Genomic DNA, 10301 nt, shown 5'->3' with positions numbered 1-10301 from the left:
GATCCTGGCAACGCGTGGTTTGGCGCGAGGCTTGCGGCAGGTGAGGCGCGTCGTCCCGCATCGGGACATCGCCTTGAGGAGAACGAGCTTCGCGTCATGATGGATGTGATCGATATTCATCTGGGTCGCCGGCTTCGCCGCCGCCGCCGGATCCTGGGCCTGACCCAGCAGCAGCTCGCCAGCGCCTGCGGCGTGCGTTTCCAGCAAATCCAGAAGTATGAGTGCGCCGCCAACCGCATGTCGGCCGCGCGCCTGTGGCAGCTGTCCGAAGTGCTGGAAGTGCCGGTGAGCTACTTCTACGAGGGCCTGTCGCTCGACAATCCCATGCAGGAAGATCCCGAGCCGCCGGAACCGACCGCGGGCAAGGAAACCAAGGCCCTGATCCGCGCCTTCTACAACCTCAGCGAACGGCCCCGGCAAAAGCTGCTGGAGCTGGCCAAGTCGCTCAACGAAAGCGAGTCCGCGTCCGTCGGGCACGCGTTCCCCTAATCAACGAGCGGGGGTAAAGCGGTCGCATGGCCGCTTCCACCCCCGACCGTCTTTCTCCCGACCGCCTGGAAGAACTCGACAGCTTCCTCATCGACCTCAATCGCGCAGCGGCCGGAGTGATCCTGCCGCTGTTTCGCGCTGACCACGGGCTGGTCGACAAGGGCGGGGCGCAGGGCTTCGATCCGGTCACCGAGGCCGACAAGGGCGCCGAGCGCGCCATCCGCGCCCTGATCTCCGAGCGCTATCCGGCCCACGGGGTGATCGGCGAGGAATATGGCGAGGACCGGCCGGACGCCGAGTTCGTCTGGGTGCTGGACCCGGTGGACGGAACCCGGGCCTTCATCGCCGGCCTGCCGGTGTGGACCACGCTGATCGGCCTGCGGTTCGAGGGCAAGCCGGTGCTCGGCTCGATCGGCCAGTCGTTCCTCGACGAGCTCTATATCGGACACGCCGGCGGATCGCGACTGGTGGCCCGCGGCCAGAGCCGGCCGCTGAAGGTCCGCGCCTGCCCGGCGCTCTCGGGCGCCCTCATCGCCACCACGGACCCGGCCATCTTCCAGGGCCCCGAGCGCGACGCCTGGCGCGCGGTGCGCCAGGCTGCGCGGCTCGCGCGGCTGGGCTGCGACGCCTACGCCTACGCCATGGTCGCCGCCGGCACCATCGACCTCGTCCTGGAGACCGGCCTGAAGTCATGGGACATCGACGCGGCGATCCCGGTGATCGCCGGCGCCGGCGGCGTCACCACCGACTGGCGCGGCCAGCCGGTGGGCGGCCATGGAGGCCAGGTCGCGATCGCCGGCGACCGCGCCTGCCTCGGTGAGGCGCTGGCCGCGCTGGCCGGCGCGGCCGCCTAGGCCTTCTTCGGCGCCGGCTTCTTGGCCGCCGGTTTCCTGGCGGCCGGCTTCTTCGCGGCGGGTTTCTTGACGGTCGCAGGCTTCTTGGCCGCCGCGGGCTTCGCCGCCTTGGCCGCCGCCGGCTTCTTCGCCGCGGCAGGTTTCTTGGCGGCCGGTTTCTTGGCCGGAGCCTTCTTCACGGCGGGCGCCTTCGCCGCGGCGGGCTTGGCCGCGGTCTTGGCGGGAGCCTTCTTCGCCGCCGGCTTCTTCGCGGCGGGCTTCTTCGCGGCCGCGGGCTTCTTGGCTGCGGCGGGTTTGGCCGCGGCCTTGGCCGGCGCCTTGGCGGCGGCGGACTTGGCGGCCGGTTTCTTGGCCGCCGCTTTCTTGGCCGCGGGCTTCTTCTTCGCCGCCGGTTTGGCGGGCGCCGTGGCCCTGGGCGGCGGCGGCGCGGCGGCGGCGACCATCACCGGGGCGGCGGCGGGCGTCGGCGCGGGGGCCGGCTTGGGCGGCTCGGCGGGCGTCGGCGCGACCCTGCCGGTGAGGGCGTCGAAGGCTCTCAGGAAGATGTTACGCATCGGGTCGGTCTCCATCAGGATTTCATGGTAGGCGCCGGGGACGTTGATGAACTTGCCCTGCGGCAGGTGGCGGGCCGCCGCGGCTTGTGCGGCGGTGTCGATAAGCTGGTCGTCCTCGGCCGAGACAATCACCACCGGCGCGGTGACATTCCGCAAGGCGTCAGGGCGGGCGAGGTAGGCGGTGGCGCGCAGGCCGAAATCGACCCAGCTCCAGGTGGGGGCGCCAAGCGCGAGCTTCGGCTCGGCGGCGATCAGGCCCCAGGCGCGGGCGTGGCGCACCGGGTCGTGGGTCAGCACATTGCCTTCAAACACCGCGTCATAGGGCTTGCCGGCCCCGCCGAGGGTGTAGCCGCGACCCTGGCCGAGGATCAGGTTCAGGCTGGTGAGCGCGCGCGACAGCACCAGCGGGAACGGCGTGCGGATGCCCAGCATCGGCGCCGAGAAGATCGCCCCGGCGAACCGGTCCTCGCCGTGCGCCATGGCCAGGAGCGTCAGGCAACCGCCCATCGAATGGCCCACGGCCACCCAGGGCTTGGGCAGGCGCGCCGAATAGGCTCCGAGCAGGGCGCGGAAGTCGTCGAGGTAGGCCTTGTAGCCCTTGGCGTAGCCCTTCAGCGGGTCGGACAGCTCGCGCTGCGACAGGCCCTGGCCGCGCCAGTCGTGGGCCAGGACGACGAAGCCGCGGTCCAGGCACTCGCCGATGAACTCATAGTACTTCTCGATGGCCTCGGTGCGCCCGCCGGAGAGCACGATGGAGCCGCGCGGCCGGCCGCCCGCGGCCACGGCCGCCGGAGTCCACAGCGCGGCCCGCAGCCGCGCGCCGCCGGCGCCGACATACCACTCCGCCTCGCCGCCCGGGGGGGCCTTGGCGTCGGCCGTCTCGATGAGAGGCGCTTCGTCGGCCATGCCCCTGCCTTACGCGGCCTTGGAAAACAGAGATTGAATCTTCGGCTGAAGTTGCATGGCGAGCGCCATGTTGGAGAGCCGCAGCCGGCCGGTCATCATCGCCCGCGTGGGATCGAGCTCGCCCTTCCCCAGCGCCGCCAGATCGTTCAGCGCCACGGTGACCACAAGGTCCGCCGGCAGGTCCTCGTTGCTGACCGCTGCGCCGTCGATGTGGATGACGCCCTGGCCCTTCAGATCCAGCTTGATGGATGTGGCGAGACCGGAATCGGCCGCGGCGGCGGCGCGAATACGATCCGTCAGCTCCTCCAGCGTCGCCATGTTCATGTTCTCCCAGCCGCGTCAGCTTCGCTTCTGACGTGTGCGAAGTAAACCTTCAGGCGTGCGTGGCGCCCGGCTTGACGAACTTCAGCGTCATTCGGTCGCTCTCTCCGATGGCGTCGTACTTCGCGTGATCGAAGTGCGGATCGGCGGGCTGGCCGCGCGGCGAGGAGCGGCGGACCGGCGGCAAGGTCCAGACGCCGAAGGGGTGATCCCTGGTGTCCTTCGGATTGGCGTTGATCTCGCTGGCGGCGGCGAGCTCGAAGCCGGCCTCCTTGCCGAGCTGCGCGACATAGGCCTGCAGCACATAGCCCGACGAGGCCATGACATCGGGCGTTGCGGCGGGGTCGGCGCGGTGCTCCTCGACGCCCAGGACGCCGCCGGGCTTCAGCGCCGCGAAGGCGTCGCGGAAAGCCTTCTCGGCCAGGCCCGCGGCCATCCAGTTGTGCAGGTTGCGCAGGAACAGGACGAGGTCCGCGCTCCCGGCCGGCGCCACCGGGCCGCTGGTCGGGCCGAAGGCGGTGATCTCCACCTTGCCGTAGAGCTTGGGCTTGGCGTCGAGCTTGTGGCGATAAGCCTCGGCCATCTCGCGCCCCTCGGGGTCGGCGGCCTGCAGGTTGGCGGCATAGAGCTTGCCGCCGGTGGCCGCCAGGAAGGGACCCAGGATGTCGGTGTACCAGCCGGCCCCGGGCCAGAACTCGACCACCGTCTGGCCGGGCTTCAGGCCCCAGAACCTCAGCGATTCGAGCGGATGGCGCCACGGGTCGCGCGCCCGGTCGGCGGCGAGGCGCCAGGCCCCGGCCACCGCCGCCTCGAGGGTCTTGGGCGGCGCGCCGGGCTTGGAGCCGCCCGCGCCGCCGCAGGCGCTGAGCGCGGCCGCGCTCAGCAAGACCGCGCGGCGTGAGATGTACGGGTGCGCCATTCGACCTCGCCCAAGCCCCCCGGCCCAGCCTTCGCCCTAGGGGTAGCGCGGGCGCGCCGTTGGGTCAAAGACCGCGCCTCGGGCTCGCCGCCGCAAGGCCTTGAACCGGAAAATCCGCCGCCTACCTCATGGCGTGAAGGCGCCGGATGTCCGGGCCTTCAGGGTGTCGCGCGAGGCCTGATGGCTCGCAAAGACGCTCAACTGAAACGGCAACCTTGCTTTGAAAGAAGGATGTGACCGCATGCGTACGATCGATTTCTCCCCCCTCTACCGTTCCGTCGTCGGCTTCGACCGCCTGGCCGACCTGCTGGATTCCGCCGCCGCCGACGGCGCCGCCGGCTATCCGCCCTACAATATCGAGCGCACCGACGAGAACGCCTACCGCGTCGAGATCGCGGTGGCCGGCTTCCGTCAGGAAGAACTCTCGATCGAGGTGAAGGAAAACCTGCTCACCGTCACCGGGCGCAAGGCCGCCAACGACGAGCCGCGCCGGTTCCTGCACCGCGGCCTCGCCGAGCGCAACTTCGAGCGCAAGTTCCAGCTCGCCGACTACGTGGTGGTGACCGAGGCGGCGCTGGCCGACGGCCTGCTGTCCATCGCGCTGAAGCGCGAACTGCCCGAAGCGCTGAAGCCCCGCCGCATCGAGATCGCGGTCGGCCAGCCGACGCTGATCGAGGCTGAAAAGGCCGCGTAGGCGACAGCCGGACATCAACGACGAGGGGCGGCGCGGGCGATCGCGTCGCCCTTTTTCGTGGGCGTCAGATGGCGTCGAGGCCGCGGGCGCCGTGGCGGGAGACGCCGGTGAAGCTGGCCTGCCGCAGGAGCGCGCCGGTGAAGTTGGCGCGGCTGACGTCGGCGTCGGTGAACAGCGCCTGGCGCACGTCGGCGCCGGAAAGGTCGGCGCCCTTCAGTTCGGCGCGGCGCAGGTCGCAGGCCAGCACCCGATCCGCGCCCAGCAGCAGCGGGCCCATCTGCGCCTCGCGCAGATCGGACCCCGAGAGCTTGGCGTCGGCGAGCTTGGCCCCGCGCAGGTCGGCGCGGCGCAGATTGCAGTTGCGCAGGTCGGCGCCCTCCAGATGGGCGCCCTGCAGCTGCACGCCCTCCATGTCGAGGCCGTAGAAGACCGCGCCCTTGCCGGAGAGCGCCGTCAGGTTATAGCCGCGCACCGTCTCCAGCGCGCGCAGATCGGCGCCGTCGAACACCGAGGGCGTGCCGTGCTGGCCGCCGCTCTCGCACCAGCGGGCATGCTCCTGGATCATGGTCTTGTAGGGCATGCTGGTGGCCGCGATCCCGGCGGGCTTGTCGGTGAGCGCGCCGACCATGTTGGCGTTCTGCACGTTCCAGGACAGCGTCTTGGCGCCCACCAGGACGGCGTCGCGCAGGTCCGCGCCGTCGAGGTCCGCGCCGGACAGGTCGGCGCCGGAGAGGTTGCAGCCCTTCATGGTCGCCTGCTTGAGGTTGGCGCGCACCAGGCGAGCGTCCTTGAGGACAGCGTCGGTGAAGTCGGCCCTGACGGCGATCACGCCGGAGAGCTTGGAGCGTTCGAGATTGGCGCCCACCAGCTTCGCGCCCTGGGCGTCGCCGACCCGGGCCTTGCCGCCGGCCTCGATGCGCCGGAAGCCGTATTTGGGATCGGCCGCAGCCAGCACGCCTTCGCGCAGGTCGGCCTCGAAGAGGTCGGCGCCCGTCAGGTCGGAGTTGCGCAGGCAGGCGCCGCGCAGGTCGGCGCGGCGCAGGGAGCAGTCGCGCAGGTCCGCGTCCTGCAGGTCGGCGCCGAACAGGGTAGCGTGGTCGAGCCGCGCGCCCTTGAGCTTGCAGCCGGCCAGCACCGCGCCGCTGAAGTCGGCGTCGCAGAGGTTGCGGCCTTCGAGGTCGAGGCCCGAGAGGTCGGTCCAGGCGAAAACCGCCCGGGCGCCGCCGGGCTTGGAGCTCCACAGACGGTCGTGCCGCGCGCAAATCCGGTCGGCCTCCGCCTGGTTAATGCGGCGGGTGATGTGGGCGGCTTCGGACATGGTCGCTACGAAAAACCTTACGGAACTGACGGCATGGTTACCCAATCCTAGACCGCGGTGATTAACGTCCCATTTCCAAAAGCTTAGCGTTCCGGCGGCGCGCGGCTGTGTGGCTGGTAGTCGACATAGAGCGGGGCGGCTTCGGCCTGCAGCAAGCCCAGGTTGTAGTGAACGCCGGCGGCCCGCAGCCGCTCGACGCCACGGCCCGAGGCGAAGGCCGACGGATCGGCGCAGGCGGCGAACACACGGGCCACGCCGGCCGAGGCCAGGCGCTCGCCACAGGAGGCGTGACCGGCGCTGCGCTCGCCGCACGGTTCGAGCGTGACATAGGCCGCTGCGCCCCGCGCCGCCTCGCCCGCCTGGTCGAGCGCCTGCTCCTCGGCGTGCGGCCGGCCGCCGGGCGCGGTGGCGGCCTCGCCGATCGCCATGCCGTCCCTGACGATCACGCAGCCCACGGACGGATTGTCGCCGGTCAGGCCGAGGTTGGCGCGGGCGAGCGCGATCGCGCGCCGCATCCAGGTTTCGTCGCCAGGCGGGGTCATTGCCGCACCCTAGCGCGCTAGGCGATGGCGGGAAGAGCCTGCGCCCGCGCGGCGTCCAGGTAGCGCGCCGTAGTCGGCTTCAGCGCGCCGTCGAGTTCGATCAGCAGCGGGTTGCCGGTGGGGATCTCCACCCCGACGATGGCCTCGCCGCTGAGGCCGAAGAGCAGCTTGACGATCGCGCGCAGCGAATTGCCGTGGGCGGCGATCAGCAGCGTCTCGCCGGCCGCGAGCCGCGGCGCGATCTCGGCCTCCCAATAGGGCTGCACGCGAAAGAGCGTGGTCTCCAGGCTCTCGGTGTCGGGCAGGACGGCGCCGGCATATCGGCGGTCCTTCGAGAAATCGAATTCCCCGCCGGGCAGCAGCGGCGGCGGCGGCACGTCGTAGGAGCGGCGCCAGATCTTCACCTGGTCCTCGCCGTGCTTGGCGGCGGTCTCGGCCTTGTTGAGGCCGGTGAGGCCGCCGTAGTGGCGCTCGTTCAGCCGCCAGTCCTTGATCTCCGGCACGAAGGCCTGGCCGGCCGCGGCCAGCGCCAGCCAGGAGGTGCGGATCGCCCGGGTCAAGACCGAGGTGTAGCAGCGGTCGATCGCCAGACCTTCGGCGGCGATCAACTCGCCGCCCTTGCGGGCCTGGGCCTCGCCCTCGGCGGTCAGGTCTACGTCCACCCAGCCGGTGAAGCGGTCCTCCAGGTTCCACTGGCTCTGGCCGTGGCGCAGCAGGATCAAGGTCGGCAAGGCGCGTCACTCCCCAATGGATGCGGTGATGAGCGGCTAGGGGCGCCGCCTTCGCCCGTCAAGCCCGCGACGGATTGGTGCGGCGCAGCCGACCAGCTATATGAGCCCGATGCTCGATCGACTGTACCTGCCGATGCTGGCGCTGGCCGCCGTGGCCGCCGTGGCCCTGGCCATGGCCTGGCCGCAGGGGCTCGGCGACCGCTCGCCCGCGCCCTTCGGCTCGGTCCCGCTGCAGCGGACGCCCGCGATGCAGGCGGCGATGAAGCGCGAGGCCGAGGCCGCCCAGCGTCACGTGGCCCAGGCCCGCGACCAGGTGCGGGCCCTGCAGTCCCAGGCGCTCGCGCCCTCAGAATGAAGGACCTGGCGGCATGAGCGGCTTCGACGCCATCGCCGTCGGCCGGCGCGTGCTCGCCGCCGAAGCCGAGGCGCTTGAGGCCCAGGCCAAGGGATTGGACGCGAGCTTCGCGGAGGCCGTCGACCTGCTGTTCGCCGCCAAGGGGCGGATCATCTGCACCGGCATGGGCAAGTCGGGCCACGTGGCGCGCAAGATCGCCGCGACCTTCGCCTCGACCGGATCGCCGGCCTTCTTCGTGCACCCCGCGGAGGCCAGCCACGGCGACCTCGGCATGATCACCCAGGACGACGTGATCGTCGGCCTGTCGAAATCCGGCGAGGGCCGCGAGCTGGCCGACATCCTGGCCTACGCCAAGCGGTTCTCCATTCCGCTGATCGCGCTGACCGCCGACCGGACCAGCGCGCTCGGCGCCGCGGCGACCGTGGTGCTGGCCCTGGCCGCCTCGGCCGAAGCCACCGCCGAGGTCAATACGCCGACCACCTCGACCACCCTGCAGATCGCGCTCGGCGACGCCCTTGCGGTGGCCCTGCTCGAGCGCCGGGGCTTCAAGCCGCAGGACTTCCGCGTCTTCCATCCGGGCGGCAAGCTCGGCGCCATGCTGCGCACCGTCGGCGACCTGATGCACGGCGCCGACGAACTGCCGCTGGTCGGCGCCGCAACGCCGATGAAGGACGCGCTGCTGGTGATGACCGAGAAGCGCTGGGGGATCGTGGGCGTGACCGGCGCCGACGGCGCCCTGACAGGGGCCATCACCGACGGCGACCTGCGCCGCCACATCGAAGGCCTGATGTCCCACACCGCCGGCGAGGTGATGACCGCGGGCCCGAAGAAGACCGTGCCCTCCGCCATGCTGGCCTCCGAGGCGCTGGCGCTGATGAGCGATCCGGCCCCGGCGGTCACCGTGCTCTTCGTGGTCGATGGCGGGAAACCGGTCGGCATACTGCACGTTCACGACATCCTGCGCGCCGGGGTCATGTAGCGCGCCGGGGCCGTACACAATTCTTGAAGGGCGCCCGCGGTAACCCTGTCCATTGCCGCTCGACTATTTCGGAGTCCCGATGCTTCCCGCTCCCCGCGCCGATCTGATCTCCAACACCTACGACTTCGAGAACCAGCCGCTGGTGAAGGCCACGGGCTTTCGGGAATATGACGCGCGCTGGCTGTTCGGGCCGGAGATCAACCTCCTGGGCATCCAGGCGCTGGGCCTGGGCCTCGGCACCTACATCCACGAGCTTGGCCAAAAACGCATCGTTATCGGCCACGACTACCGGTCCTATTCGCTCAGCATCAAACAGGCCCTGACCATCGGCCTGGTGGCCGCCGGCTGCGAGGTGATCGACATCGGCCTGGCGACGTCGCCCATGGCCTATTTCGCCCAGTTCGACCTCGACGCCCCCTGCGTCGCCATGGTCACCGCCAGCCACAACGAGAACGGCTGGACCGGCGTCAAGATGGGCGCCCAGCGCCCGCTCACCTTCGGTCCCGACGAGATGGGCCGGCTGAAGGAGATCGTGCTCGGCGGGACCTGGAAACAGCGCCCGGGCGGCAGCCTCGCGCACGTGGCCGGGGTCGCCGAGCGCTACATCACCGACGCCGCGGGCCGCGCCAGCATCAGCCGGCCGCTGAAGGTGGTCTGCGCCTGCGGCAACGGGACGGCCGGCGCCTTCGCGCCCGAAGCCCTGCGCAGGATGGGCGTGGCCGTGGTCGTCGAGATGGACTGCCAGCTCGACTGGAACTTCCCGAAGTACAATCCGAACCCGGAAGACAGCGTCATGCTGCACGCCATGGCCGACGCGGTGCGCCTGCACGACGCCGACCTGGCGCTGGGCTTCGACGGCGACGGCGATCGCTGCGGCGTGGTCGACGACGAAGGCGAGGAGATCTTCGCCGACAAGATCGGGTTGATGCTCGCCCGCGATCTTTCCGGCCTTCATCCCAACGCGACCTTCGTTGTCGACGTGAAATCCACCGGCCTCTTCGCCACCGACGAGGTGCTGAAATCCAACGGCGCCACGACCGTCTACTGGAAGACCGGCCACTCCTACATCAAGCGCAAGACCGCCGAGCTCGGCGCGCTGGCCGGCTTCGAGAAGTCCGGCCACTTCTTCTTCAACCCGCCGATCGGCCGCGGCTATGACGACGGCATCGTGGCCGCCGCCGCCATCCTTTCCATGCTCGACCGCAACCCGGGCAAGAAGCTCTCGGACCTGAAGAAGGCCCTGCCCGTCGCCTACACCTCCCTGACCATGAGCCCGCATGTGGCCGACGAGGTGAAGTACGGCCTAGTGGACGAAGTGGTCGCCGAATACACCGCGCTCCGCGACGCCGGCGGCACGATCCTCGGCCGCAAGATCGCCGACCTGATCACCGTCAACGGCGTGCGGGTGGCGCTGGAGGACGGCTCCTGGGTCCTGGTCCGCGCCTCCTCCAACAAGCCGGAGATCGTGGTCGTGGTGGAGAGCACCCGCAGCGAGGACGACATGCGGGCCCTGTTCCGCGAAGAGGTGAAGCCGCGCCTCGCCAAGCGGCCGCAGGTCGGCGCCTACAATCAGGAAATCTAGGGAAACCGCGACCGTGGCTCTGGACGCCCGCCGATCGTTCATGGTCAAGCAGAATGC

The 10301-nt window shown here is 70.5% G+C and carries 12 protein-coding genes; 6 read left to right on the top strand and 6 right to left on the bottom strand.

Annotated elements, in window-relative coordinates; genetic code table 11:
• The first annotated feature begins 99 nt into the window (after positions 1-99).
• Positions 100-489: a helix-turn-helix domain-containing protein gene (locus ACESMY_RS07830; RefSeq protein ID WP_372784057.1), complete on the top strand. Its 390-nt coding sequence runs from the start codon at positions 100-102 to the stop codon at positions 487-489.
• 26 nt (positions 490-515) lie between these two features.
• On the top strand, positions 516-1343 hold the full coding sequence (gene hisN / locus ACESMY_RS07825; protein WP_372783930.1) for a histidinol-phosphatase: 828 nt from the start codon (positions 516-518) through the stop codon (positions 1341-1343).
• Here the strand turns inward: hisN and ACESMY_RS07820 are convergent.
• The 3 genes from ACESMY_RS07820 to ACESMY_RS07810 are packed head-to-tail and all read right to left on the bottom strand — an operon-like array spanning position 1340 to position 4043.
• Positions 1340-2803 (bottom strand): alpha/beta fold hydrolase, encoded by a 1464-nt coding sequence (locus tag ACESMY_RS07820; protein WP_372783928.1) that lies wholly within the window; start codon positions 2801-2803, stop codon positions 1340-1342. The two genes, hisN and ACESMY_RS07820, sit on opposite strands and share 4 nt — an antisense overlap.
• A 9-nt stretch (positions 2804-2812) precedes the next feature.
• The gene (locus ACESMY_RS07815; protein ID WP_372783926.1) at positions 2813-3127 is read right to left on the bottom strand and encodes an SCP2 sterol-binding domain-containing protein; all 315 of its coding nucleotides are present in this window, start codon (positions 3125-3127) and stop codon (positions 2813-2815) included.
• Positions 3128-3176: 49 nt separating this feature from the next.
• Positions 3177-4043 (bottom strand): class I SAM-dependent methyltransferase, encoded by an 867-nt coding sequence (locus ACESMY_RS07810; protein WP_372783924.1) that lies wholly within the window; start codon positions 4041-4043, stop codon positions 3177-3179.
• A gap of 241 nt (positions 4044-4284) precedes the next feature.
• Between ACESMY_RS07810 and ACESMY_RS07805 the strand changes: the two genes are divergently transcribed.
• On the top strand, positions 4285-4737 hold the full coding sequence (locus tag ACESMY_RS07805) for an Hsp20 family protein (RefSeq protein ID WP_372783922.1): 453 nt from the start codon (positions 4285-4287) through the stop codon (positions 4735-4737).
• 64 nt (positions 4738-4801) lie between these two features.
• Here the strand turns inward: ACESMY_RS07805 and ACESMY_RS07800 are convergent, their stop codons facing one another.
• The 3 genes from ACESMY_RS07800 to gpmA all read right to left on the bottom strand — a co-directional run bounded on the left by ACESMY_RS07800 (position 4802) and on the right by gpmA (position 7328).
• On the bottom strand, positions 4802-6055 hold the full coding sequence (locus ACESMY_RS07800) for a pentapeptide repeat-containing protein (protein ID WP_372783920.1): 1254 nt from the start codon (positions 6053-6055) through the stop codon (positions 4802-4804).
• 83 nt (positions 6056-6138) lie between these two features.
• The gene (locus tag ACESMY_RS07795) at positions 6139-6597 is read right to left on the bottom strand and encodes a bifunctional diaminohydroxyphosphoribosylaminopyrimidine deaminase/5-amino-6-(5-phosphoribosylamino)uracil reductase RibD (RefSeq protein WP_372783918.1); all 459 of its coding nucleotides are present in this window, start codon (positions 6595-6597) and stop codon (positions 6139-6141) included.
• Between the two features lie 17 nt (positions 6598-6614).
• Positions 6615-7328 carry a 2,3-diphosphoglycerate-dependent phosphoglycerate mutase gene (gene gpmA / locus ACESMY_RS07790; RefSeq protein WP_372783916.1) on the bottom strand — a complete coding sequence of 238 codons (714 nt, stop codon included), beginning with the start codon at positions 7326-7328 and terminating at the stop codon, positions 6615-6617.
• Between the two features lie 109 nt (positions 7329-7437).
• On the opposite strand from gpmA, the gene ACESMY_RS07785 reads away from it, so the two are divergent.
• The 3 genes from ACESMY_RS07785 to ACESMY_RS07775 all read left to right on the top strand — a co-directional run bounded on the left by ACESMY_RS07785 (position 7438) and on the right by ACESMY_RS07775 (position 10244).
• The gene (locus ACESMY_RS07785; protein ID WP_372783914.1) at positions 7438-7683 is read left to right on the top strand and encodes a hypothetical protein; all 246 of its coding nucleotides are present in this window, start codon (positions 7438-7440) and stop codon (positions 7681-7683) included.
• Positions 7684-7696: 13 nt separating this feature from the next.
• Entirely contained in the window at positions 7697-8662 is a 966-nt protein-coding gene (locus ACESMY_RS07780) for an SIS domain-containing protein (protein ID WP_372783912.1), read from the top strand.
• A gap of 79 nt (positions 8663-8741) precedes the next feature.
• A complete protein-coding gene (locus ACESMY_RS07775) occupies positions 8742-10244 on the top strand; it encodes a phosphomannomutase/phosphoglucomutase (protein WP_372783910.1) in 1503 nt (500 codons plus the stop codon).
• Positions 10245-10301 lie beyond the last annotated feature (57 nt).

The organism is Phenylobacterium sp. (assembly GCF_041691455.1).
Classification (GTDB): domain Bacteria; phylum Pseudomonadota; class Alphaproteobacteria; order Caulobacterales; family Caulobacteraceae; genus Phenylobacterium.
Note: the sequence above shows the minus strand (reverse complement) of the source record. Positions and strands in the feature narration are given on the sequence as shown.

Bases quoted from the DNA above. Each gene is read 5' to 3' on its own strand.
- ACESMY_RS07830 (WP_372784057.1), top strand. From the start codon at position 100: ATGGATGTGATCGATATTCATCTGGGTCGCCGGCTTCGCCGCCGCCGC.
- hisN (WP_372783930.1), top strand. From the start codon at position 516: ATGGCCGCTTCCACCCCCGACCGTCTTTCTCCCGACCGCCTGGAAGAA.
- ACESMY_RS07820 (WP_372783928.1), bottom strand. From the start codon at position 2,803: ATGGCCGACGAAGCGCCTCTCATCGAGACGGCCGACGCCAAGGCCCCC.
- ACESMY_RS07815 (WP_372783926.1), bottom strand. From the start codon at position 3,127: ATGAACATGGCGACGCTGGAGGAGCTGACGGATCGTATTCGCGCCGCC.
- ACESMY_RS07810 (WP_372783924.1), bottom strand. From the start codon at position 4,043: ATGGCGCACCCGTACATCTCACGCCGCGCGGTCTTGCTGAGCGCGGCC.
- ACESMY_RS07805 (WP_372783922.1), top strand. From the start codon at position 4,285: ATGCGTACGATCGATTTCTCCCCCCTCTACCGTTCCGTCGTCGGCTTC.
- ACESMY_RS07800 (WP_372783920.1), bottom strand. From the start codon at position 6,055: ATGTCCGAAGCCGCCCACATCACCCGCCGCATTAACCAGGCGGAGGCC.
- ACESMY_RS07795 (WP_372783918.1), bottom strand. From the start codon at position 6,597: ATGACCCCGCCTGGCGACGAAACCTGGATGCGGCGCGCGATCGCGCTC.
- ACESMY_RS07785 (WP_372783914.1), top strand. From the start codon at position 7,438: ATGCTCGATCGACTGTACCTGCCGATGCTGGCGCTGGCCGCCGTGGCC.
- ACESMY_RS07780 (WP_372783912.1), top strand. From the start codon at position 7,697: ATGAGCGGCTTCGACGCCATCGCCGTCGGCCGGCGCGTGCTCGCCGCC.
- ACESMY_RS07775 (WP_372783910.1), top strand. From the start codon at position 8,742: ATGCTTCCCGCTCCCCGCGCCGATCTGATCTCCAACACCTACGACTTC.